General features: G+C 56.0%; 20 protein-coding genes and 1 pseudogene. 14 read left to right on the top strand and 7 right to left on the bottom strand.

Features of this window, described 5'->3' with window-relative positions:
- Positions 1 to 165: 165 nt before the first annotated feature.
- Positions 166 to 1,101 carry an NAD(P)-dependent oxidoreductase gene (locus AC2FJC_RS13000; RefSeq protein WP_348774633.1) on the top strand — a complete coding sequence of 312 codons (936 nt, stop codon included), beginning with the start codon at positions 166 to 168 and terminating at the stop codon, positions 1,099 to 1,101.
- Positions 1,102 to 1,132: 31 nt separating this feature from the next.
- Complete coding sequence (locus tag AC2FJC_RS12995) at positions 1,133 to 2,143, top strand: NAD(P)H-dependent flavin oxidoreductase (RefSeq protein WP_496739881.1); 1,011 nt, start codon at positions 1,133 to 1,135, stop codon at positions 2,141 to 2,143.
- Positions 2,144 to 2,338: 195 nt separating this feature from the next.
- Here the strand turns inward: AC2FJC_RS12995 and AC2FJC_RS12990 are convergent, their stop codons facing one another.
- A complete protein-coding gene (locus AC2FJC_RS12990; RefSeq protein WP_282154240.1) occupies positions 2,339 to 3,898 on the bottom strand; it encodes an acetolactate synthase large subunit in 1,560 nt (519 codons plus the stop codon).
- 122 nt (positions 3,899 to 4,020) lie between these two features.
- Positions 4,021 to 4,204: pseudogene (locus tag AC2FJC_RS12985) on the bottom strand (hypothetical protein); the annotation flags it as partial.
- Positions 4,205 to 4,357: 153 nt separating this feature from the next.
- On the opposite strand from AC2FJC_RS12985, the gene AC2FJC_RS12980 reads away from it, so the two are divergent.
- Positions 4,358 to 4,975, top strand: a complete 618-nt coding sequence (locus AC2FJC_RS12980; RefSeq protein ID WP_282154241.1) for a GNAT family N-acetyltransferase — start codon at positions 4,358 to 4,360, stop codon at positions 4,973 to 4,975.
- Positions 4,976 to 5,272: 297 nt separating this feature from the next.
- Here the strand turns inward: AC2FJC_RS12980 and AC2FJC_RS12975 are convergent, their stop codons facing one another.
- Positions 5,273 to 8,473, bottom strand: coding sequence for an ATP-binding protein (locus tag AC2FJC_RS12975; protein WP_496739821.1), 3,201 nt, complete (start codon positions 8,471 to 8,473; stop codon positions 5,273 to 5,275).
- 187 nt (positions 8,474 to 8,660) lie between these two features.
- Here AC2FJC_RS12975 and AC2FJC_RS12970 point away from each other — a divergent pair, with 187 nt between their 5' ends.
- Positions 8,661 to 9,059 carry a nuclear transport factor 2 family protein gene (locus AC2FJC_RS12970; protein WP_299987102.1) on the top strand — a complete coding sequence of 133 codons (399 nt, stop codon included), beginning with the start codon at positions 8,661 to 8,663 and terminating at the stop codon, positions 9,057 to 9,059.
- 246 nt (positions 9,060 to 9,305) lie between these two features.
- Here AC2FJC_RS12970 and AC2FJC_RS12965 read toward each other — a convergent pair whose 3' ends face one another.
- Positions 9,306 to 10,652, bottom strand: a complete 1,347-nt coding sequence (locus AC2FJC_RS12965; protein ID WP_496739820.1) for a DUF7986 domain-containing protein — start codon at positions 10,650 to 10,652, stop codon at positions 9,306 to 9,308.
- Positions 10,653 to 10,767: 115 nt separating this feature from the next.
- The gene (locus AC2FJC_RS12960) at positions 10,768 to 10,983 is read right to left on the bottom strand and encodes a DUF6429 family protein (RefSeq protein WP_496739819.1); all 216 of its coding nucleotides are present in this window, start codon (positions 10,981 to 10,983) and stop codon (positions 10,768 to 10,770) included.
- A 233-nt stretch (positions 10,984 to 11,216) separates the two neighbouring features.
- Between AC2FJC_RS12960 and AC2FJC_RS12955 the strand changes: the two genes are divergently transcribed.
- The 7 genes from AC2FJC_RS12955 to AC2FJC_RS12925 all read left to right on the top strand — a co-directional run bounded on the left by AC2FJC_RS12955 (position 11,217) and on the right by AC2FJC_RS12925 (position 16,644).
- Positions 11,217 to 11,468, top strand: a complete 252-nt coding sequence (locus tag AC2FJC_RS12955) for a WGR domain-containing protein (RefSeq protein ID WP_496739818.1) — start codon at positions 11,217 to 11,219, stop codon at positions 11,466 to 11,468.
- Positions 11,469 to 11,989: 521 nt separating this feature from the next.
- Positions 11,990 to 12,394: a DUF3768 domain-containing protein gene (locus tag AC2FJC_RS12950; protein ID WP_496739817.1), complete on the top strand. Its 405-nt coding sequence runs from the start codon at positions 11,990 to 11,992 to the stop codon at positions 12,392 to 12,394.
- A 253-nt stretch (positions 12,395 to 12,647) separates the two neighbouring features.
- Positions 12,648 to 14,513 carry a ParB/RepB/Spo0J family partition protein gene (locus tag AC2FJC_RS12945; RefSeq protein WP_496739816.1) on the top strand — a complete coding sequence of 622 codons (1,866 nt, stop codon included), beginning with the start codon at positions 12,648 to 12,650 and terminating at the stop codon, positions 14,511 to 14,513.
- 115 nt (positions 14,514 to 14,628) lie between these two features.
- Entirely contained in the window at positions 14,629 to 14,922 is a 294-nt protein-coding gene (locus tag AC2FJC_RS12940; RefSeq protein ID WP_496739815.1) for a type II toxin-antitoxin system RelE/ParE family toxin, read from the top strand.
- A gap of 5 nt (positions 14,923 to 14,927) precedes the next feature.
- On the top strand, positions 14,928 to 15,218 hold the full coding sequence (locus AC2FJC_RS12935) for an addiction module antidote protein (RefSeq protein WP_170766490.1): 291 nt from the start codon (positions 14,928 to 14,930) through the stop codon (positions 15,216 to 15,218).
- Between the two features lie 22 nt (positions 15,219 to 15,240).
- On the top strand, positions 15,241 to 15,783 hold the full coding sequence (locus tag AC2FJC_RS12930) for a hypothetical protein (protein ID WP_496739814.1): 543 nt from the start codon (positions 15,241 to 15,243) through the stop codon (positions 15,781 to 15,783).
- 498 nt (positions 15,784 to 16,281) lie between these two features.
- Complete coding sequence (locus AC2FJC_RS12925) at positions 16,282 to 16,644, top strand: hypothetical protein (RefSeq protein ID WP_496739813.1); 363 nt, start codon at positions 16,282 to 16,284, stop codon at positions 16,642 to 16,644.
- A gap of 69 nt (positions 16,645 to 16,713) precedes the next feature.
- On the opposite strand, the gene AC2FJC_RS12920 is transcribed toward AC2FJC_RS12925, so the two are convergent.
- Both AC2FJC_RS12920 and AC2FJC_RS12915 read right to left on the bottom strand, forming a co-directional pair.
- On the bottom strand, positions 16,714 to 17,121 hold the full coding sequence (locus AC2FJC_RS12920) for a hypothetical protein (RefSeq protein WP_496739812.1): 408 nt from the start codon (positions 17,119 to 17,121) through the stop codon (positions 16,714 to 16,716).
- Positions 17,108 to 17,884 carry a ParA family protein gene (locus tag AC2FJC_RS12915; RefSeq protein ID WP_496739811.1) on the bottom strand — a complete coding sequence of 259 codons (777 nt, stop codon included), beginning with the start codon at positions 17,882 to 17,884 and terminating at the stop codon, positions 17,108 to 17,110. The genes AC2FJC_RS12920 and AC2FJC_RS12915 overlap by 14 nt, the downstream gene beginning before the upstream one ends.
- A 484-nt stretch (positions 17,885 to 18,368) precedes the next feature.
- Between AC2FJC_RS12915 and AC2FJC_RS12910 the strand changes: the two genes are divergently transcribed.
- The 3 genes from AC2FJC_RS12910 to AC2FJC_RS12900 are packed head-to-tail and all read left to right on the top strand — an operon-like array spanning position 18,369 to position 22,581.
- Positions 18,369 to 18,815: a MobC family plasmid mobilization relaxosome protein gene (locus tag AC2FJC_RS12910; protein WP_496739810.1), complete on the top strand. Its 447-nt coding sequence runs from the start codon at positions 18,369 to 18,371 to the stop codon at positions 18,813 to 18,815.
- Complete coding sequence (locus AC2FJC_RS12905; RefSeq protein WP_496739809.1) at positions 18,812 to 21,613, top strand: relaxase/mobilization nuclease domain-containing protein; 2,802 nt, start codon at positions 18,812 to 18,814, stop codon at positions 21,611 to 21,613. The genes AC2FJC_RS12910 and AC2FJC_RS12905 overlap by 4 nt, the downstream gene beginning before the upstream one ends.
- Positions 21,610 to 22,581, top strand: a complete 972-nt coding sequence (locus AC2FJC_RS12900) for an ATPase, T2SS/T4P/T4SS family (protein WP_496739808.1) — start codon at positions 21,610 to 21,612, stop codon at positions 22,579 to 22,581. Before AC2FJC_RS12905 ends, AC2FJC_RS12900 begins: the two co-directional genes overlap by 4 nt.
- Positions 22,582 to 22,592: the final 11 nt, after the last annotated feature.

The following is a 22,592-nucleotide window of genomic DNA, read 5'->3' as shown; positions in this document are numbered from 1 at the left end:
TTTGTTGCCGCTTTGAACGACGGCATTCAGATCGCGTCCCGTGCTCATGCCAGCGAAGAGGAACTGCGCAGCATCGCGCGGATGGCGGGGGACACTTTTTTACCAACCTACGGGAACCCAAGGCCCAGGATGATCCTGTAACGGAGCTTCAGAAAAAGACCCACCATTCACGATACGTGTTATCGTTCGCTTGCATGGGTTCTAAAACCCAAATGCCATGTTGGGGGGTCTTTTATGAAAACTGATATTACGGTGGTGGGGTTGGGAGCCATGGGATCGGCATTGGCAACCGCGCTCATGGATGCGGGGCGTAACGTGACCGTCTGGAACCGTTCACCACACAAAATGATGCCGTTGCAGGAAAGAGGCGCACAGGGAGCCTCTGATTTGAGTGAAGCTATATCTGCAAGTCCAAAAACGGTGATCTGCCTTCTCAACTACTCAACGACAAATGCTCTCTTTGAAACTCCAATAGTTTCGAAAGCAGTTGCCGGACGTAATATTATTCAGCTCGGCACATCATCCCCGCAGGAATCCGAGGACAGTAAAGCGCAATTCAATGAGTGGGGCGCCAGTTACCTTGATGGCACCATTATGTGTTGGCCCGGAAATATTGGAAAGCCATCGGGGCGGATCGCGGTCGCTGGGGATAGTACCGCATTTTCAAAATGCGATGTTGATCTCAATGTACTCGCTGGCGACATGCGCTATCTGGGTTCAAATGTGCGTTCTGCTGCGACCTTGGAACTTGCGTTTCTCTCGCGCCTTCTTGGTATTATCTTTGGGAGCATTCACGGCGCATTGGTATGCGAGGCTGAAGGAGTGCCTGTGTCAGAGTTCACCTCCATACTGCCGCCCGGGGACAGAGCAATTCCGCTGACCGAAACGATCCACGCAGGTTCATTCGACAAGATTTCAGGAGGTGGAGCATCAGTCGATGTCGCAGGCGAGGCGGTTACTGGATTGTACGATCACGCTATTTCTATGGGTATTAACAGCGAACTCCCGACGCTGATGCATGAGTGGGTTAGGCGAGCGCAGGACGCTGGTTTTGGAAGCCAGGAGACTGCGGCCGTTATCAAAATCCTCAGAAAGCGCTGAAGCGACAACAATACTGTAATCAAACACCTATATTCAGAGAGAACAACTTATGCGAACGGAATTTTGCCGAACATTTGGCATTGACTACCCAGTGGTTTTGGCACCCATGGCCGGGGTAGTCTCCGACGCCTTGGTTGCGGCTGTCAGCAATGCAGGTGGGCTCGGTTTGGCACCTCTTTGGCACGTTGACGCAGACGAGCTTCGAAAATCGGTGCGCAACATAAAGCAACTCACTGACAAGCCATTCGGTGTGAACCTGAACATGGATTTCCCGAGCATTGAGCATCTCGACATATGCCTGGAGGAAGGCGTCGAGGTCATTTCTATTTTTTGGAAAGCGCCTGGGGATATGCTCGCCCACGCCAAGTCTGGAGGCGCCAAAGTCATTTACACCGCTGGTGATGCAGCTGATGCAAAGGCTGTAGCAGACCTTGGCGCTGATGCGATTTGTGCTCAGGGATGGGAAGCCGGAGGTCACGTCCGTGGAACCGTTGGGAGCATGGCGCTCATTCCAGCGATTGTTGATGCGGTTGGTCATGTGCCGGTCGTGGCAGCCGGTGGAATTGCAGACGGGCGTGGATTGGCGGCGGCGCTATCGCTCGGTGCTTCGGCAGTATGGGTGGGAACGAGATTTCTTGCAGCTTCTGAGGCGTATGTTCACACAGACTACTTGTCACACCTCTTAGCGGCGTCTGAGAATGACACGGCCTATTTTGACAACTTGTTCAACATCGACTGGCCCAATGCACCTCATAGGGTCTTGAAGAACAGCACAACCCAAATGTGGGAGAATGCAGGCCGCCCGAAAAGCGGCCAAAGACCCGGAGAAGGTGACGTTGTGGCATTCTCTGAAAAGAAAGGCGATGTTTTACGATATCAATCCAAGACGCCCAGTGCGGATTTAACGGGCGATGTTGAAGCCATCTCAATGTGGGCAGGACAAGGCGTTCCAATGGTTAAGAAAGTTCAACCCGCTGGAGATATTGTGCGAGAAATCGTTATCGAGGCGAAGGAGGCACTGGAACGCAGTCTTCACCAATAAAGAAAAACGTTGCCGCCTTTTGGCGGACATTGACCGACTGTCCCGCGAATAGCGGATTGGCCCGCAAATCGTGAGTTCGCTGACGTCGAAGTTTTGCGCCTGCGACGAATGTCCGAAAATTGGGCTGCGACCGCAGCATCGAATTACCGTGGCCAACGGCAGGAAAGGGCCGTCCGTTTCAAATAGAATTTGTGCTCAAGATGCTGGCGGGCACATAACTTCGATCAAGAAAGGGCCGTCACGTGATAGCCCCGCGGAAAGGGCATTTACAAAGCCATCGGTGTTTTCAATTCGTATTCCGGGAACCCCATGCCCTTTAGCGAGCGCAACCCAGTCAAGCGTTGGGTTTTCCACATCAAACATTGCCTCCGCATTCTTGCCAAAACTCTCAACACCGACATTTGCCAGCTCATCCCGAAGGATTTGATAGCCGCGGTTGGCAAATACAATCACCGTAACGTCCAGGCTTTCGCGTGCCATCGTCCACAAAGATTGCAACGTGTACATGGCGGATCCATCGCCTGTTAGAGCAATTACTTTTCTGTCTGGACATGCAATTGCTGCGCCAGTTGCGCACGGTAGGCAAAGCCCTATTGCCCCACCGGTTCCCCCAAGCAAGTCATGTGGTCGCGCCGTTGCAGTCGGAGGAATGACGTGAAACCCGGACGTCACGGATTCATTGCAAACGATAGCATTCTCGGGAATGAGGGCCGCTAACGCCTGGCCGACATTCGCTAGGGTGAGATCTCCGGTTGGGATTGGAGGCAGGTCGAGAGCGTATGTGTTCAGCTGTGTCTTGCTCGAAACACCAACCGTGTCTGCCAGTGATTGAAGAGTCCAGGCAATATCATCCGTCGGAGTGCAGAGGCTTGAGACCGTGCAACCGGCGGGCTCGGGTGTGCTCGGTTTCCCCGGGTATGCAAAGAAGGCAACGGGTTGGTCGGCGCCGATCAAAGTGATTGACGAGGTCTGTTCAAGCTGAGCGATCTTGGGTGCAATTGGATACACAAGTTGATCCAATTTGGCAGCCCCGGCCCCCTTCGAAATTCGAGGGATTAGAGTATCCGCCAACAGGCGGCATCCGGTTTTGACGGAAATTTTTCCAGCCAGTACACGAAGTGGACCAAAAAGCGCGGACCCACCTATCATCAAAGCCGCGTTTGCAGTCTTCAGACGCATGGCTGCGGCCTCGATGTCTTCCAAGGACGGACGATGAAGTGGTTGGGCCAGAATGCTATTCGTCACAGGGCCAGTCGCTGAATCCCAAGCAGTATCGGCGGGAAGAACAAGAGTGGCGATCTGGCCGTTTTGAGATCGGGCGGCCTGGATGGCTGCGGCCCCGTCTGATGCGACGCTTGTGGCCTGATCAGAAACTCGTGTCCAATGGCTTATGGCCTGACTTACGCCAATAATGTCGCCTCTGAGTGGGCTTTCATAGCGCAGGTGATGTGTTGCGTGATCTCCCACCACATTCACGATCCCGGATCCTGATTTTCGGGCGTTGTGTAGATTGGCAAATGCGTTGCCTAGCCCCGGTGCAAGATGCAGCAGAGTGCCGGCGACGTCCCGTTTCATGCGGTAGTAGCCATCAGCGGCGCCCGTCGTTCCACCTTCGAAAAGGCATAGAACACAGTTCATCTCGGGATGTCGATCGAGAGCCGCAACAAAGTGCATTTCAGACGTGCCTGGATTGGCGAAAACCGTATCCACACCGTTGTGAAGAAAGGTTTTGACTAACGATTCTGCGCCGTTCATTCGATCACCGCCAACTCTGATTTCAACGCACTTTATGGGAGGGACAATCCAAAAGTAACTGAAAAAGCTTGCGATGATGTGCAGGCCGTCAATCGTCATCGATGCCCTCGCGCCGTGAGACTTGCCATGTTGAACAACGCGAGGTCGCGGTGGTTTTCGGCCAGTTCAAGTCGAACTCGGATCGCCCAGACATGCTTAGGTTTTAGCGGCCGCTTCTGACCGACGATACGTCCCTTGTTCCAGGTTGGGCGAAGCGCGAATGGCAGGTAAGTTTGGGTTTCCATGACTGACCCTCCGATCCGCCATACCCTCCCACAACGACAACCCGACATTGACGAGAGACAATATCACAGGATGCTGCGTCGCCTCAGAGGTCTGCTGGGAGCTCGACGCAGTCATCCTTCGTTGCTTAAGCAGGACAATAAATTGCGCATTTGACAACAAGTATTTGCGGCCCACATGCTGAAACGTGAAAATCGAGGTGGAACGACCAAAGGTAATTTCATGTTTAGATCATCAACCCGAAGTGAAGCAGAAAGTTTGTTTAGCGGACTTGCTCTTGGATTTTCTGCCGACCCATTCATGCGTTGGCTGTATCCTGAACCTGCCGATTTCCTTACCCACTTCCCGCGAGTAATGGACTTCTTTGGAGGGCGTGCATTTGAACAGGGTAGCGCGTTTCGAAACGATGATTTTACTGCTGGCGCACTTTGGCTTCCGCCAAGCATTCACCCTGACGAAGAACGGCTTGTCGCCTGTTTTGAGCAGACGGTCTCATCAGAAAAGCATGATGCGTTGTTCGAAACATTCGGGCAGATGGAAGATTATCATCCCGATGAGGACTGCTGGCATTTAGCTTTTATTGCGGTCGATCCAATTCGCCAAGGAAAAGGGTTGGGGTCCGCGTTGCTTGAATGCTGCCTCAAACGTTGTGACGAAGATGGAAGACCGGCTTACTTAGAGTCGACAAACCCTACAAATCTATCACTGTATAAGCGCTATGGTTTCCAAGAGATGGGTCTAATCAAAACCGACCAAGCCCCACCCCTGTTTCCGATGTTTCGAGCCGCCCAATAGCGATAGATCAAACGGACGCACCGTCCCGCCTTCTGTGAGTTCGGCAGTTTCAGGATTTTTTTGTCCGTAGCGAATGGCTGGTTCGACGAGCCGCACCGCAGCATCGAATTTCTTCGGCGGACGGCGGCTTTGGGCCGACCCTGTAACGCGTTGTTCACCAATCGTAGCAAATGTTGCAGCTGATCTATTGGTGGCAGAGGGCTCAGTATGATCGAAGTTGCATCTAATGGAAATGACGACCTTAAACGTTTGCATAGAAGGGTTATGCTCCAAGATGCGAGCGAGAAACCCGAATGCTCAGCCGTTTGCGTCGAGGAGAATCTGTTTTGAACGAAACGCGCGCTCGATCAATATTTGGGCCTTTTGAGTCTGGGCAACCGAGATAGCCTGGTCAAAGGCGGCACTCGCTGAATCGGTATCTCCTTGTGCTGCTCTGATTTCTCCTTTGATACGCAGCAACTCAGCCTCTGCCCAGTGTTCTCCTGTGGTATCCTGTTCTCGCAAAGCGCGAACCACTGTTTGTAGGGCCGCGCTGGGATCACCGGCCCTGAGTAGGGCTTTCGCGTGTTCAGCCAAATAGAGCGTTACCCAAAGCCAGCATCCTTTTGCACGATACTCTTCCAAGGCCTTGTCCAATTGATGGACGGCGCCAGGCGCATCCGTCATGCAAGCCAGGACAGCGTCATGAATGGCAACAAAATTCTTCCACAACGCCATGTCGTGCTCGTTTGAGACCTGTCGCATTTCCTCATTGATCTCGGTTGCACTTTCCAAGTCGCCAATCCAGATCGATAAGGTGACAGCGTGCAGACCAGCGTAACAGATTGTGTTGGCGTGTTTGAGCTCGCGGGCTCGAGCAAGGGCCTTGACGCAGGTCTGTTGCGCCGTGTCTTCGTCGCCGCACATCCACTGCGCAAGGAGCATATAGCACCAGATCTGCACTCCTGGATCCTGGGCGAATTTCGTCGAAAAATCTATGATCTCGGCCGACCGATAGAGTTCATAAGCGACTTCGAGATCTTGAAGTGCTTCAGCAGAGCGGCCCTTGGCGATCAGGGTCGCAGCCCGCATCCGGCGCGAGATCAGCTTCGGGATCGGAGCGCGCTCGTTCGCCATGTCTTCTACAAGTCTCGAAACCAGACCGAACGCTTTATGCAGATCGTTGCCGATATAAGGCGCGATCCACGTCCCATAGTAGATTGCAACCTTGAGTTCTGGGTCCGTGGTTGCCTCTATCCTTTCCAGCGCCTGTGAGAATGCGTTGCTGGCTTCGGCTGAGGCGTAGCCATCCTTGGCGATATGTACCTGAGCAAGCTGCACCAGAAGCGCCAGTTCCCGTTCGCGCCATTCCGGTTTGTCCAGCAAGCCTGCAACCAGCGTCAAGGCATTGTGCAGATGATTTCCTGCTTCGACATAAGCCGGCCGGGCCTGAGCTTTTCTGGCAGCGTCGCCCCATAGCGTAATAGCCTTTTCCGCCAACCCAGCCTCAGTCGCATGATGTGCGATCAACTCCGAGGGCGCGTTCGGGTCGGCCTCAAACAGATCCGTGAGCCTGTGGTGGATTTCTAAACGTCGACGTCTCAGCAAGCTTTCATAGGCTACATCCCGAACCAGCGCATGCTTGAAGACATATGTCGCATCCGGAGGTATCCCCCGTCGAAACACGAGCTCGCTGCGTTCAAGCTGCCCCAGCGCATCGTCAAGCGCCAAATCATCGACCCGGGCGATTTTTGTCAACGACGCACGGTCGAAACTTCGCCCGATGCAGGCGGCCATCTGGGCGATTTCCTTCACGGGTTGAAGCCGGTCGATCCGGGCCATTAGGGAATCATGCAGGGTCGCTGGGATAGTCACCCGATCAATAGGACCGGCAAGTTGGAAGCTGTTTTCGGCTTCAATCAGGTCGCCGGATTCCAAAATGGTTTTTGTCAGTTCCTCGACAAACAGGGGAACGCCGTCGGTTCGGTGGATGATTTCTTTAGTCAGTTCGTCGGGAAGGGTTTTCCCACCTGATATCTTTGCGAGAACAGCCTCGATCTGCTCGGACCCCAATCGGTTTAGGGTAAGCTTGGATACGATTGGATGACCTCCGAACGCGTGCTGGAAAGTCGGTCTACCGGTAATCAAGATCATTACCCGCTCGGTAGCAATTCGATCCAGACACGCCTCGAGCATCGCGAGCGTCGAGGCATCGCACCAATGTGCGTCCTCTACGACAAGGAGAACTGGCTTTTCCCGTGAAAGCGCCTGCAATTCTGCCGAGGTTTCTTCCATGATCCGAACTCTGAGTTGTTGTGGTGTCAGATCGGGATTTTCGGCAGATGGACCAGTTTCAATCTGCAGGAGTTCAGCAATAATCTTTGGGTCAGCGGCCCGGAGTTGCTTGCGAAGCTTTGCAATTTTTTTGCTGGCAGTGTCAGTTTCCAGATGGCCCATGGCATGTGAAAGCTGCCGGATAACAGGAAAGAAACTCGAATCCGTGTGGTAGGGCGAGCAGTGATAGTTCATCCGGAAGTGATCCTGCGTCGAGACCGCATCAATGACGGCACGCGTCAGTCTGGACTTGCCGATGCCTGCCTCACCGATCAGAACAGCGACTTGGCCTTCCCCGGAAATTGCGCGATGCCAGCGCTCTATGATCAGTCCCAGTTCATGGTTGCGCCCGATCATCGGCAGAACAGGACTGATATCTTCGGTCTCGAACCGGCTTTCCAAGCTGCGCTCGGTTCCGATCCTCCACGCCGGTACTGGCGAGTCCAATCCCTTAATGTCGAAACAGCCTAACTCTTCTAACTCGAACGAGTCTTGGATCAATTGCTTCGTCGATTCTGGAACCAGAACCTGCCCCGGCTCAGCCAATGTCTGAAGACGCGCTGCAAGGTTTGGCGTGTCGCCAACAACGGTTTCTTCCCTTGATGCTCCTTCCCCTATGAGGTCGCCGACGACGACCATGCCGGTCGCTACTCCGGCCCGAACAGATAGTGCCTGTTCATCAGGCGAACGCAATTCGGCGATCGCCCCGATAATTTCCAGCGCAGAGCGCGCAGCGCGTTTGGCGTCGTCTTCATGCGCCACCGGCCAACCAAAATAGCACAGTACACCGTCACCCATATATTTTGCCACATTCCCTTCATAGCGGGTGATGATACCGGCAACGGTATTTTGATAGCGCTTGATCACTTCGCTCATGTCTTCGGGATCCAACCGCGCTGACATTGCTGTTGATCCGGCAAGATCTACGAACAGCGTCGTCAAATGGCGACGCTCGGCTTCGCGCTTGATATCCGTTGTACTTGTCGCGTCAGACTGGGATTGATTAGGTTCAACTGCTTCAATAGCCGCTCGCAACCGCTTGCGCGAACCCAGTGAAAGGCCGATCTCACGCATATCCTCATCCGTTAGGTCATAAAGGACATCAAGATCGATCTCATTCTCGACCAGAACCGCTTCCAGATTAAGGAGCTTCCTTCGTGTCAGCCATTCAATGAGATCGGACATAGGGTAATTGGTCTTCTAAGAGGGTTTGAGAATCGTAGTGTTCCCGATTAAGTCAGTTTGGGCAACGAGTATTCCTCAGACTGCGAATTTGCTCAAATCGCTACAGAATAACGCCATATTTGGCTTGTGGACATAAGAGTGGGGCGCCAACTAAGTTGGCTTGGGGTTTGGAGACGGGAAGGCTGGCATGCGACTGAATAAAAATGAGTTCGAAAGAATGACCGAGGCTTATACTACGGCATGGAACTCGGGAAATCCCGAGGCGGTCGCCGATCACTATGCTCCTGACAAGGGTATCACGATCAACCGAGGGGAAAACCAATTTGGGCGCGACGCGATAATTGCCATGGCGGGTGGTTTCATGTCTTCTTTTCCCGATTTGAAACTTACAAGGGACTTTGTTCGTTTTGCCGGAGATCACGCCATCTTTGGTTGGACGCTTGAAGGGCATCATTCGGATACGGGTAACCTCGTCAAGGCCAGCGGCTGGGAAGAATGGGAACTGGACGAAAACTGTCGTATCACCAATTCACTAGGCTGGTTCGATGCCGTGGATTACGAACGACAGGTCGCTGGCCAAGTGTAATGATACACCTTGAATATTGACTCGTGCGAAGAAATTGCGCCGCTCCCAAGTCTGGCCACCGTCTTCTGTAGCAAAAACACTAGCCGCCGATATGCCAAAGCGGTGCGAAGATTGTGGGCCAAGTCAACATTGCAGGCGGGCAGTAGGGCATGCATGCCAACGATCAGTCGCATGGTTACGCTTTGAACAAATGCGATTGCCTGGTTTTGAGTGAAACTTGAATGGCTCTATTGTTCAGTCTATCTGTCATTTTCGGTGGTCTGACAGGTCCAGCTCGTCCCACATCCAGCTGAAATCATAGTCTGCAACAGGGGAGCCAGTCTGACGGGCGCTGCGGTTTTCAATTGTCTTCAGCCAGTCAATCACCTTTTTCTTGCCTGCGGTGCTGCGAACGGCCTGGCGTGGTGTCTTGCCATCCAGGGTCGGGATCGGCTGGTCAAGCGTGTCGCGGTAGTGTTGTTCGAGATGTTCGTGGGCAATCTGACGGGCAAGGGCAGGGGGGATGTCCTCTTCTTCTGCCACTCCGCCCTCCAGGCTGTCATCCGCCATCATTTGCTCGACGGTCTGGATTGATGTCAACGGTGACTTCACCAGATCCTCCAGGAGGTCCCGGACCAGGGCTTCGCCGCGTTCGGCGCGCGCTGCAGAGTTTACAGAAAGCGTGAGTGTTTTGCCTTTCAGGTTCAGGGACCCAAGCACAGAGGTCCCTGACATCGACTTGTCCAACACGAGGCCGGTGCCGTGCTTGTTGCCGGACGGGTTGTCGACGGCAAGCCAGGTCCAGTCATTTCGACCTGAGACCACGAGTTCTGCGGACTGGGACAGTCTTTGCGAGACCTGGCTTTGCGTCACCTTACTGGCGAGCGGGAAGCGCATCTCGTGAAAGAGAAGGTCGTCGCCATCGCTGTTGCTGATTTGTGGTGGTTCCGGGTCCAGCAAGTTCGGCAAATGTGCGAAGAGCCAGGCATTGGTGAAGAGGGGTGCAGAGCGGTGTAGCTGATGCTGTGTCAGTCTCAGCTCATCGTCGGGGTTCAATTTCAACACGGAGCGGAGCCCCTCTTCAAAAAACGCGACGGTTTCTGGCTCGAAGGGAAGCAGAGCCCCTGAGATCACGTTATGACCTCCCTGCGCGACAACCCGAGCCGCAATGCGGTCCCACCTCTGCAGCATCTGCGTTGCGCTGTGTTCCTGGACGGTGACCGGCTCGGCGTCCGAAAGCGCGTCGCGCAATACCATGGATCTGCCAGGGTCTATTTCGCTCACCTCATAAAGGCTGACCGGCGCGTCCCGCAATCCTTTGATATAGGCGCGGGTCTGCGCACTCTCCTTGGTTCCACTCCCTTTCAGATAAGCATCTGCAGCGTTTTCGGCGCCCGATCCGAATGTCCTGCCCAGCAAGTCTTCTAGGCCACCGCCCCACAGAACCATTGGCCAGTCATCGCCCAGCAGGTCGCCCAAATCCTCGAAATCGAGATCGAATGCCTCGAGCGCTGGCAGAAAATGCTCGTCCAACACGTCCGCGAGCCGCTCGTGCCAAATCTCGTCACCGGTGACAAACCCGATGAGCCCACCAAGATCGTTCCCCGTCGCCATTTTCACCTTCTCCCTGTTCGCCGGACAGGGGCGATCTAGCGCAGATTGCAACCGCGAGCCAGACCACAAGCGTGTGCAGAACTGCGTTACATTGATGGTCTCGTCGCGGCGAATGCTATTTCTTCGGTTCCCGCCCAAAAAGCTCTGCAAAAAGTTCTTCGGAGCGGCGAAGGCCTTCATCGGTCAGCACCACCGATATTGCCTTCCCAACCGGGTCCAGGATCAACCCGTTGCGGTGCAGGCGATCAAGCGCGTCCCAGTCAAAACCTTTCCACGCGCGGCGCTCGTCATGCAGCGTCAACCAGAGCAGCGCCAGGACTGCTTCATCCACCTTGTTCTCATCTATGTCCATAACTACAGCGGACGCGACAAGGGCCGGGCTCGTCAACCCTGATCCGGCGAACGGAGGGACTGCAAAGATCTTCAGCTCGCATATGGTGCGACCAGATTGATAAGGCCGGGTGAAACCCGTGCCGCCTCACACCACGGGTATGAATCGCTCCCAGAGAATAGATATCGCAATGTCATTGGACAGCTGGATTGTGCCAAGCAATACTGGGAGGCATGGAGCTGTCAGACACCACACCTGTCCACCTGATCCATGTGGACCCGGACGTCAACATGGCACGGTACTACGGAATAGAGCTGCAGCCGACGCTGTTTGGGGAAGTGTCCGTGTTTCGCACCTGGGGACGTATTGGCACGAACGGGCAAGCCATGATGGTGACGTATGATGACGAAGCCCAGGCTGCTGACGCGCTCCATAAACTTGAAAGACAAAAACGTCGCCGAGGCTATGTTCCGGTCGGAGAGTGACCTCGGGCTGCAATCTGTTTCCGTAGCAATTCCCGAGCCTGCCGTCTCGTGACCGGGCTCAAGGTTACAGCCGGCGAGCCGGCTTCCACCCAGAACACCCCAGCATGATCTCCCTGTCCCAGTAACCCCTGAACCGTCTCTTGCGAGCCGGGGCAGGGGCTTTGGGTCATGGTCGGTCCATGCCGTGATGATCTGCCCATTCGGGTGATGATCCCTTTTGCGCTCCCGCAGGATCGAAGATCCTTTTCCTTTTTTGTTGGTCAGGCGGGATTTGGACAAGCCAAACGCCACCCGATGTCAGGGGGAAGGCGCGGCCTCCCCCCTCGGACAAGACAAATAGACAAGACCGTGTCCTCGCGCGCTGCGCTGCGGGCCGCACCACTCTTGTCGATTTGTCCTGTCTCGCCCCTCTCCGCGTTCGCCACGGGGCAGGTTTTAGAGACGACGCCCTTTCAGGGCTCGGCTCAAAACCAGCACCAAAAGGGATCAGCCCCGGAGGTCGCATCACAAAGGAGACGGTTTTGAACAGTGAAGCAACAAAAGACATCGAAAATGACACCAGCCTTCAGGCGGCAGAGATCGCAGCCCAGAATGACCTGTTTCGGAAAGCCCTGATCGATCCGACTGCGGCAATCGAGATGCACACCAAAGGCATTCAGGGACAGGTGTTTGTCACGCCGGGCGTATCGGGCGAAGGGGTGGAGTTTCAGATCGCGGCATTGGCTGCAGTGGCGTCGGATGACCAGTTTGACGAGGGCAATGACCCTTATGGCGATCACACATTCGGAACGGTGACGGTCAGCGGCCAGAAGCTGTTCTGGAAAATCGATCTGTACGACACGGATTACACATACGGTTCCGACCGCCCGTTTGATCCCGCAGTGACGCGCCGCGTCCTGACCATCATGTGCCCCAGCGAATACTGAGACCAGCCCTGTCCCAAAAGGGCAGGGACTGCACGCGCATCCCGCGCAGGAAAGGAGGTGAATTTATGCCCGCAAAGATCATCGAACAGCGAACACGTGAAGCTGTGGAATTGCTCAAGAAGGGAGGCCTGTCAGCCAACATTGCGCTCCGCTTCTTGAAACAACACGCGGCCGCCTAAGCGGCCCCGCTCTACCCCGGAAGGGGTAGGGCACCCTTAACACGAAGCAAAACACTCAAACAAGGATTTGCCCCATGAGCAAAGTCGAAACATTCACCGCACCGGAAACCATCGAAACCGTTGCATTGTCCGATCTCTACCTGTCCGATCTGAACCCGCGTCAGGAGGTTGGTGAGGACGGTATCGCTCTGCTGGCTGACAGTCTGGTCATGTGCGGTCTGATCCAGAACCTCAGTGGTCTGCGGGATACAGATGGCAAAGTCGCCATCGTTGCCGGTGGTCGCCGCCTGCGGGCTTTGAACATCGCCGTGACCGAGCGGGCCGATCTGGCACAGGTTCCCGTGAAGGTCACTGACAATCCGTTTGTGGCCGAACAATGGGCCAATGCGGAGAACACCGCCCGTGAGGAACTGGACCCGGTGGACGAGGTCCGCGCCTATGGCAAGATGGCGGAGAAATCCCTGTCTGTTGCCAAGATCAGCAATGCGTTCGGTGTGACCGAGGCACATGTGCGCCGCCGCCTCGCACTGGCTGGTCTGCCCGCCGCCGTATTGGATGCGCTCAAGGCGGGTGAGATCAGCATGGGGCTGGCCAAGGCCATGACAGTCAGCACCGAGGAAGAGAAAATTCTGCAAGTGCTGGAACAGGCAAAAGAGTGTCGGTGGTTTAGCGAACATGATGTCAAACAGGCCCTGACATCTGAGGCTGTCAGCAGCACCAACCGCAAGGCCGTGTTTGTCGGGCAGAAGGCTTATGTTGAGGCGGGTGGCACCGTCACCGCTGATCTCTTTGCCGATGAGACCCTGTTCAATCAAGGCGAACTACTGGACCACTTGTTTGCTGAAAAGCTGGCGGCAGAAGCAGAGAAGCTGCGCGAAGCGCAAGGCTGGGACTGGGTGGAGACCCATGATGAAAGCTATATTCCCTATGGGTTCTCGGGAAGTGAAGGCATGCACCGCCTGGACATGGTGAGCCGGGACTTCACCGAAGAACAGTCTAAGCGTTATGACGAGCTTGCCGAACTCTATGAGGCTGAGGCTCTGGACGAGGCTGGCGAAAAGGAGCATGCCGCGCTCGAAGACTATGCCGCGCCGTTCTATTCCGACGATCAGCGAAAATTGTCCGGTGTGTTTGTCTATGTCGGCAACACTGGCGAGATCAAAACATCCTCGGCCTATGTCGCGGCGGAACATGTGCAGGCCGCCATTGAGGCCGGTGTTCTGGCCCCGGTCAAAGAGCCAGAGGTTAAAGAGGCACCAAAACCAGCCTATTCGCAGAAGTTCATCGACGACATGGTGGCGATCCGGTTGGCGGCGGTTCAAACGGCCCTGCTGGACAAGCCTGACTATGTGTTGAGCTTGTTTGCCTTCTTCGCAACCCCGGCGTCTGGTCTGACCAGCAACCTGTTTGGGTTTGGCTATGGTGGCGCTGAGCGGAACACGCCTGAGATCGACGACCAGTTCATCCTCGACCCGCGTCTTGGCGGGGAGCGGGACGAGGCGTCGGAGGCAGCCTATGACCAGTTCCAGGAGATGGCCGCACAAGGCAGCGTGGACGCGTTCAAAGCGTTTCGCGATCTGGGCAAGAAGACCCGTAATGGAGAGATCACAGCTTTTCTGGCCCGGCGGTTTTTGACCCAACGCCCGGAGTTCATGGCTGAGATCGACGCTGAGATCGGATCGGACATCCGCGCGATCTGGACCCCTTCGGCTGAGAATTGTTTCAAACGCCTGAAGGGCTGGCAGCTGGATGATCTCTACAAGGACCTGTTGGACCTGCAGGTCGATACCGACATGTTCAAGGCCTTCGCGAAATCCAAGAAAGGCGCGAAGAACGAGGCGATGCACAAGCTGTTCAATGACAATGAACATCAGGTGGCTCTGGGCGTGACCGAGGCGCAGAAAGCCCGGATCGAAGCTTGGGTTCCTGATTGCTTCTGAACCCAACAGGGCAGGGCGCTTAGTGCCCTGCCTGTCAGCCGCGTTGTTCTGTTTTAATTCAATGCTTTACGCTTCTTTCACTTGAAAGGATGTAGCTTGTAGGCTACATTTAGGTATGATAGAAATTCGCAAGACTGCCCTGTTCGATAAATGGCTCAAGGGCTTGAAGGACCAAAGGGCAAAAGCCAGGATTTTGGTTCGCATCACGCGGTTGAGCCTGGGCAATCCCGGTGACGTGAAGCCGGTTGGTGAGGGTGTCAGTGAACTGCGTATTTCTGAGGGTAAGGGGTATCGGGTTTACTACGTATCGCGCGGTGACGTTTTGATCGTTTTGCTTTGCGGGGGAGACAAGTCATCCCAGCAATTGGACATCACAACCGCCAAAGCGATGGCAAAAGAGTTGGAGTGAAAAACATGGGTGTCAAAACAACGAAGTTTGAAGCGGCTGACTATCTGGACAGCCCCGAAGCCATTCAAGCCTATCTTGAAGCGGCTTTTGAAACCAGTGACACCGCCCTGATTGCATCAGCTCTTGGCGATGTTGCAAAGGCCAAAGGTATGTCGAGCGTAGCCGACAAATCCGGCCTGTCTCGGGAAAGCCTCTATCGTGCGCTTAGCGAAAACGGCAATCCCGAATTTGGCACCATCCTCAAAGTGCTGAGCGCTGTGGGTGTTACGCTCACCCCGAAAATGCACGTGAGTTAACTGTTTTAGAAGGCAACCCGCCATGTCTACCGATGCAGCTACTTCTACAGCCGAAAAGACCATTCGCCGCGTTTGGAAATCCGCGCAGATGTTTGTCGGGTTTCATACGGATCAGAAAGGCAAACCGCGCACGCAGCCAAAGCTCTGGCCACCAAAAAACGGGAGCGCGTCAATCCATAGCGACCACAGCGCGCAGGAGGCCATCGTTGTTGTCAAAGCCGCTGATCCGGAGACCGCGCAGGATGTACAGATCAAGCTGCATCCAAACCGTATTGTTGTGCGCCGCGATGCAGATATGTGGTGGCAGGGTGTTGCCGTGGATGAGCATTCCGTGACAGTCCGAATGGCCGACAACACGATCATTGAAATCCGTTATGATGGCTCGGTGAAACGCCGCTCAGAAGAAGATGAAACCCATGTTGAAGCTGATGGCAGCATCTTCAAATTCACCGAATTTGCCGAGGCGCATATGACAGGTGACGGGGTGGAAATGACCCGGCGTACCGAGGATCGCATTGCCACGATCACGACCGACGGAGTTGTCGATCGCGCGCGCAAGCGTTAGCTTGTATTCAATACCTCGAGACTTTCCTTCGGTTAAACCTGTGGCCCGCTTCGGTGGGCCATTCTTTTGCCGATGTCCTGGCGTCGAAGCTCTCAAGTTGTCCCTTGGCACCCGGGGCCTGCGCCCCGCGTGCCGACGCGACTGGTCGCTTCGCTTTGACGGCCGCTACTGCGGCCGGAGCAAGTCGGACCGGCGGCGACTGGATAAGCCCGGCCCGGCGCCTCCGCTGACAGGAAAGGGCGACTTGTGCAGTGTCTCTGATCAAAGGTTGGTGATCCGGTTTCTGGAAAACCACCTGCTCTCGGGTCGGAACGACGTGCATGCGTCCGATCTCCATGATTTCGCTGACACCCATCGAGGAAAATTAGTTGGGTGTCCTGGGCACAGCAGCCCCAGCAGGTCTTAACTTTTCGCGGATCCGAGAGGATGCGTTCCGTAGCCAGCGATGATCCTCGCAGCCTGTGTTTCTTCAAGATGAACATATGCGAGCAGTCAGGAATGGCACTCCTGATCAGGCAGCAGATCAGGAGCTTCAACGACTATTTTCCGCCGTCGGGCAGGCCCGACTTTGCATCGCGAAGCAAAATAGCCGCTGACATCCCCTTAATGCTCGCAAAAGCCATGTTCATCGAAACACGTCATAGCGAGGATCAAACAATGGCGACTCAGAACATCACCCTCAAAGTCAAAACCGGTGAAAAAGACGGCAAAACCTACTGGGACCGCAGCGGCGTTCTCTTCGTTCATACCGATGAGCAAACGGGCGAAATCAAGTCGATCAGCGTGAAACACAATATGTTCCCCGGCGTTGAAATGGTGGCTTTCCCGAAACGGGACGACAATGATCCGGTCACCGAGTGACAGAAGGGCAGGGCGGCACACGTCGCCCTTTCCTATGCTCCGGCTCCTGGCCGGGTTGCGCGCACATAGTTACTTCCGCCCCGCTTTTGTCCGGATCATCGCGGCAATTTCTGCATCGTATTCCCGCAGGACCTCTTTGAAGAACGCCCCAAGGTTAAAGTTCCTCTGGAACGCAGATGGTATGTTGCTGCGAACCTCTTCCAGCGCTGCCGCAATCTCACTGCCGTCAGAAGTGGATATCTGAATTCTGATCGGTTGACCGGCAGCGCTTGATTGGCTGGCTACAGACTCCCTGTCCTGATTTTGGCCTTCGTTTACAGGTTTCAGTTTTTTGGGTTTCGCAGGCTGTGGCTTGGCTGCCGACGGTGCTTTCGCGGTAGGTTCGTCACGCCCCTGCCTGGTCAGATCGGTTACGGTCGGCGCGATGTCAGACACAGATCCCGACAACAGGTTTTCGATGCTATCAGGCCGGGGCATGCTGCACCTCGCTTTCCTTGAGGGCATTCAGCACAAACTCCGCGTTGCTCAGCGCCTTTCTGCAGCGATCCGCCATGCGGCGCGCATTCGACCGGGCGGTTTGAGTCTCAGCCTGTTCCATGGCTTCCTTAGCAAAGCCCATCAGCCTCCCGATCGTTGTCCCTGTCCGTAGCGCGTCATCCATTGCGGCCGTGTCGGCCAGTCCGCCGACACAACGGAACCGCTTTTCCAATGCCTGTTTGCCCTTCTGAATACCGGATGACTGCGCGATGGCTTGCCGGGTGAAGACGATCCGGAACTTGCCCTGCGGATTGGCTGTGCTGCCGATCTGCTTTAATGCAGCTTCGCACGACCTGTAGGTCACCATGATCGGATTGAACTCCGCCGACGAGCCATCGGACGGGCACAGCACCATGTCCGCCACAGCCATAGTCACGGCAGCTGTCATGCTGGGCTCACCCTTGGTGTCGATCAGCAGGTAGTCGTAGCCACCAGTCTTTTCAGCCTCAAGGATGTGGGCATAGGCCAGTCGGGCATTCTCTGCATCTTCCTTGGCAAACTGCCCAGCCTCGATCAGAAGCTCATCAATAGGGATTGGCTCCAGCCCATTATCGGGATTCAACCATTCCGAGAGCGTGCCTTGTGAATCCAGATCGAGGATACGCACCCTTTTCCCCTGATGGTGCAAGGCAGAGGCAAAGGCAACGAGCATGGAAGATTTCCCAGCCCCGCCCTTGGAGTTAACAGCGGCATAGATGTTCATTCTGGTCTCCGGGTCTGCGCCCGAAAGTCACGCCGTGCACAGGCATGCCATAACCGGGCTTGCGTTTTCAAACTATCGCGCGACCCGGCACCCGCGCTGATCCCAACACTATTGCGTTTCAAAGCAATCAGCAAATGCCATCTGACGCTTTGTTTTATGGTTTGTGGCGTGTGACATATGTCATCGGGTCAACACCGCTTGCCAGATGGCGACGGCCAGTTACCAAGTGCCGCCTGCCACTTGCCATATGGCACCCGGTGTTGCGCCATTTGGCCTATGACCAGCCGACGCGGGTGAGCGACAATGATGGCGCCTGCCCCGACAGCCCGCTTACATCCTACGCTTACTTTGCGGGATAATACAGATTGTGCTATCGACAATCTGTTGGACTTGCAGTCGGCCCTATCTTCAACTTACACTTGAATTAACCAACGCGCGGTCTGCCGGGGCCTCGCACGATTTCTGATCGTGGAGAACCGCCCCGATGCCGACCGGCCAATCTAAATCCGTCACCACAACCATGCGTTTTGATGAGGACGAATTGGCGTTCCTCAAACAACGCAGCCAGGCGATGCAGCTGCGCAGTGTGACCGGATTGGTGCGCGTTTGCCTGCGCGTGGCCTTTGGAATCCCAACCAAAGAAGAGTTCAGGACCCAGCACTTCGAAGCCCATCTGGTTCAGTTGGTGCGCATTGCAAACGACCTCAACCAGATGACACGTGCCGCCAATGCCGGAAAGTTGCGGCTCAACAAACGCACTGAGGATCAGATCGAGGCGGTGAAGATCGAGATCCGTGAATTGCGTCAGCTGCTCGAAGACTACGCTGATGCGGCCCGCGAGCGATCGTTTACACGTGCGCTTGAGATCGAGCGGCGGGCGGAGAAACGGCGGGCAGCGCGGGTGTCCCCCAAAGCAAAGGCCAGGGGATGACCAGCCTGACCACAGCATATGACCCGGCCTGGGAGGCCTTGTTTGGTGAGTTTCAGCTCATTCCAAACCTGAAACCGCGACCAGGTCAAAACCCTAGGCGCATGGGACGGCGGTCCGCGCACCGACAAAGCAAGTCGGGCGGACCGGCCGGGATGATCTCTAATGCTTTGCTGACCAACCAGGCGGTGGTCAAAGTTGTCCGCGGTGGCGGCGTCGCGAAATCCGGCCGCCTAGGGGGCCAGCTGTCCTACATCACCCGGAAGGGCACCGTAGAAATGGAGCGCGGCGACACCGGAGAGCTCACGCAGGGGATGGACGCTCTGCGGGCTTTGCAGAGTGAGTGGGCCAAAGATTGGACCCGGATGGACCCTCGGACCACTAACTACACCTATCATGTCATTGTGTCTTATCCGAAGGACACAAACCGGGAGGCCGCAAAGCAGGCCGCCCGCAGTTTTGCGGAACGGCTGACAAACGGCGAGTATGGCGACCGATACAAATACGTCTTGGCCCATCATGACGACACCGGCCATCCACATACCCATCTGGTCATCAGCAGGGCAGGGGCGTTGGGGAGGACCCTCCAGCTGAGCCGGTACGGCATTACGCCCCAGGATCTGCGCGAGCTGCAAGCCGAGACCGCACGGGACGTTGGCATTGTCCTGACAGCCACCAGCAGATTCAGCCGCAATCTGCGCCCCGACCGCGAAAGCAGCGCCCGCGTTCACGCGCGCCGCGATGGCCGCGATCTACGCGAGCGGTCCATCCAGAAGCGCCGGGCGGGGTTTCCGTTTTTTGGGGTTGGTCGCCAACAGCCGGTCGCGCCGGACCAGCTTCGGAAGATGAAAGATCAGCGGAACGCAGATTATGTCGCCCTCGGTAAAACCCTCCGGTCGCATCAGGCCGGGCTCGATCGGGGCATTTTCACAACCCATTACCCAGGGCGGGCCGAGACCCTGGACACCCTTGTAACGGCTGTTCTCGGCGCAGCCAAAACCCTGTTGCCGGACGGGGTTCTTGAGAAAGAGGACATCGACATGAATGCTCAAGTCGACAAACAATTAGATCCGGCTCAGGCGTCAGCCATTGACAGTGAGATCAAAGCGATTGGCAGCGACATCCGCAGCTTTATCCAGGGCATGACGGAAAAGGCCGATGCGATGGAGGATGAGGACAAGCGCAGCCAGACAGAGGCGGCGATATCCCGTGTTCTGCGGGACTATGAACCGCTGATGGATGAGGAGACCAGGACGTTCTTTGGCCCGCGCCTGGAGCGGGACGATGAGGTTGAAGTCGGTCAGGTTGACATTGATCCGACGCGCCAGCGCCGGGCTGCCGAACGGGATGCAACAGATCCCACGCGCACCCAACCTATCGGACGGGAGCAGGCAGGCTCAGATGGTCGGGAGCGTGCCGATGCAAGCGATCCACTCGGTACCGCGACCAAGGCAGTGCTGAAGGATGCCGACAGGCAGGTGGCTGAGCGGTTCGAAGCCATGGGCATCAATGGCGATCTTGTGTTGTCGCGCATCCGCAATGGCGCTGATGTAGACCGGCAAACCCGTGAGAACTGGTTTGAACGGGACGTGCGGACCTTGGCGAACGCGTATTCGCTGAGCGAGAGCCAGGCGCGGATCGACATGAAGGCTGCGTACAAAGATGCCGCTGAAATCTACCGGGATGCCCGAGGCGAGATCCGTGACATCAACCGTGCCTTTGCAGAGGGCAGAGGAGAGGACTTCCTGCAGGAGAAGGTCAAGACCGGCGTTCAGAATGAAATCCAGACCATGAAGGGGCAGGGTTTTGACCGAGCTGCCATTGGCGGACGTCTGCTTGAGATTGAAGATCGTGTACAGGAACGTGTCACTGGCCGCGCGCCGGATCATGGTGTTGCCGATGCGCGCCCGGGTCTGGAACGGCAAGCTGATGATGCCGGTGATCGCACATTTACACCAACATCGGCACGGCCTGACCTCAAGACTGGTGTGCGCGGCCAGGTTGTTGCCACCGGTTCTGCGCTCTTTGACAAAGACGACGAGGACAGCCAGTCTCCTTATGTCGATCTGGAACTGGACGGGCACGACAAGCCCTACCGGCTTTGGGGTGTCGACCTGCCCGACATGATGAATCGTCAGGACCTCGCAGTAGGCGACACCGCTACGCTGGCCCATGACGGCTACAAGGTTGTGACTGTGACGAAGCGCGACCAGAAAACAGGTGAAGAGAAGAACATCGAGGCGCGGCGCCGGGCATGGAAGGCCACCGATATCGACCGCGCGCCGCGTGAAGCAGACAGAGCGCAGAACACGGGCGAGCAGCTGCAGCCCAATGGCGACGCTCTGCGCGACCAATTCCGGCCGAGAACACCCCCACAGATCGGGCAGGGCACCGAGCGTGTCGAGCAGATCACGCAAACCGGCGTCACCGGCGTCATCATTGACGCGAAAGAAAGCCTGGTACGTCGAGACGATCCCGGCAGCAAATCTTTCTATGTGGATATGAAGGTCAAAGGAAAAGAAGACCCACAGCGGATCTGGGGCACCGCCCTGCAGGACCAGATGGCGCGCAACAACATCTCCATCGGTGACAAGGTTACGTTTGTCGAAGCGGGCAAAGAAGAGGTGACCCGCTCGCGCAGAAACCCAGAGACGGACGAGCCCGAGCGCGTCAATGTCACCCGCAAAGCCTGGGATGTGAAGAACATCGATCGACAGATTGATCGTGACCCTGCAATACAGGAGCGCTTGCGTCGGGAACGTGCCGATCGCGCCAAGGGGGATCGGGGGATCACTCGGTGAGCCGCCACCTTGTCGCGACATTGAATCGCGTGTTCGGAGAGCAATTGCTCTCCGATCCGCTCTTGTCCGAAATCGTCCTGAACCCGGACGGCCGGGTTTGGATCGAGCGCAGCGGTGAGCCTGCTATGCGCCCGCTTGACGATCCCATGGGTGAGGATGACGCCTTGGCGCTCGCGCAGGATCTGGCCGGCGAAAACCCCATCTCTGCGAAAATTCCACTGGCCGGTTCTCAATTTGAAATCGAGGACTCGCTGTGGCGGGCCCAGGTCGCGGTTAAACCCGCCGTTGAGGATGGCGTTGCCTTTGCGTTGCGTCGGGCCGTTGCCAAGGAAATGTCGCTTGATGATCTGATGGTGGGCCTGCCGGATCTGGACGCCAGCATGGAAGATCTGAAATCCGGTGTGAACCCTGCTGACACCGCTGTGTTCGAAGCTTACGACAATGGCGGGTTTGGAGATTTTCTGCGCGCGGCGGTCAAGGCCAAGTGGAACATCCTTTTGTCGGGTGGGACATCCTCCGGCAAGACGACCTGGTTGCGTGCTTGCATTGCCGAGGTTGATCTCGCTGAGCGGATCATGACCATTGAGGACGTGCTGGAAATCCGGCCCAGTCAGCCCAACGTCGTGTCTCTGGTCGTGAACAAGAATGCCACCAGCCGCGATCTGTTGAAAGCCTGCCTGAGGTTCCGGCCGGATCGGATCATCATGGGCGAGCTGCGCGGGTCTGAGGCATATGATTTTCTGTCAGCGATTAACTCTGGTCATCCCGGCGGCATTTCCACCTTGCACGCGGCCTCGCCGGACTCCGCCCTGTCACGATTGGCGCTGATGGTTCTGCAAGCGGATACCGGGCTGACATATTCGGAGATCCTCGAATACTGTCGCTCAATGATTGACGTGATTGTTCAGTTTCGGAAGACAGGGGATCAAAGGCGGCCGGTTGCTGTCAGAGTGTTGCGACAGCGGTAAGCAGGAAGTCA

Source organism: Ruegeria sp. CDSB117 (assembly GCF_059611005.1).
Note: the sequence above shows the minus strand (reverse complement) of the source record. Positions and strands in the feature narration are given on the sequence as shown.

What these genes read in the sequence shown, in the direction of transcription:
- AC2FJC_RS12915 (WP_496739811.1), bottom strand. Translation starts at nt 17,884, where the DNA reads ATGAACATCTATGCCGCTGTTAACTCCAAGGGCGGGGCTGGGAAATCT.
- AC2FJC_RS12910 (WP_496739810.1), top strand. Translation starts at nt 18,369, where the DNA reads ATGCCGACCGGCCAATCTAAATCCGTCACCACAACCATGCGTTTTGAT.
- AC2FJC_RS12975 (WP_496739821.1), bottom strand. Translation starts at nt 8,473, where the DNA reads ATGTCCGATCTCATTGAATGGCTGACACGAAGGAAGCTCCTTAATCTG.
- AC2FJC_RS12945 (WP_496739816.1), top strand. Translation starts at nt 12,648, where the DNA reads ATGAGCAAAGTCGAAACATTCACCGCACCGGAAACCATCGAAACCGTT.
- AC2FJC_RS12935 (WP_170766490.1), top strand. Translation starts at nt 14,928, where the DNA reads ATGGGTGTCAAAACAACGAAGTTTGAAGCGGCTGACTATCTGGACAGC.
- AC2FJC_RS12905 (WP_496739809.1), top strand. Translation starts at nt 18,812, where the DNA reads ATGACCAGCCTGACCACAGCATATGACCCGGCCTGGGAGGCCTTGTTT.
- AC2FJC_RS12990 (WP_282154240.1), bottom strand. Translation starts at nt 3,898, where the DNA reads ATGAACGGCGCAGAATCGTTAGTCAAAACCTTTCTTCACAACGGTGTG.
- AC2FJC_RS12955 (WP_496739818.1), top strand. Translation starts at nt 11,217, where the DNA reads ATGGAGCTGTCAGACACCACACCTGTCCACCTGATCCATGTGGACCCG.
- AC2FJC_RS12920 (WP_496739812.1), bottom strand. Translation starts at nt 17,121, where the DNA reads ATGCCCCGGCCTGATAGCATCGAAAACCTGTTGTCGGGATCTGTGTCT.
- AC2FJC_RS12980 (WP_282154241.1), top strand. Translation starts at nt 4,358, where the DNA reads ATGCTGAAACGTGAAAATCGAGGTGGAACGACCAAAGGTAATTTCATG.
- AC2FJC_RS12940 (WP_496739815.1), top strand. Translation starts at nt 14,629, where the DNA reads ATGATAGAAATTCGCAAGACTGCCCTGTTCGATAAATGGCTCAAGGGC.
- AC2FJC_RS12930 (WP_496739814.1), top strand. Translation starts at nt 15,241, where the DNA reads ATGTCTACCGATGCAGCTACTTCTACAGCCGAAAAGACCATTCGCCGC.
- AC2FJC_RS12970 (WP_299987102.1), top strand. Translation starts at nt 8,661, where the DNA reads ATGCGACTGAATAAAAATGAGTTCGAAAGAATGACCGAGGCTTATACT.
- AC2FJC_RS12925 (WP_496739813.1), top strand. Translation starts at nt 16,282, where the DNA reads ATGGCACTCCTGATCAGGCAGCAGATCAGGAGCTTCAACGACTATTTT.
- AC2FJC_RS12965 (WP_496739820.1), bottom strand. Translation starts at nt 10,652, where the DNA reads ATGGCGACGGGGAACGATCTTGGTGGGCTCATCGGGTTTGTCACCGGT.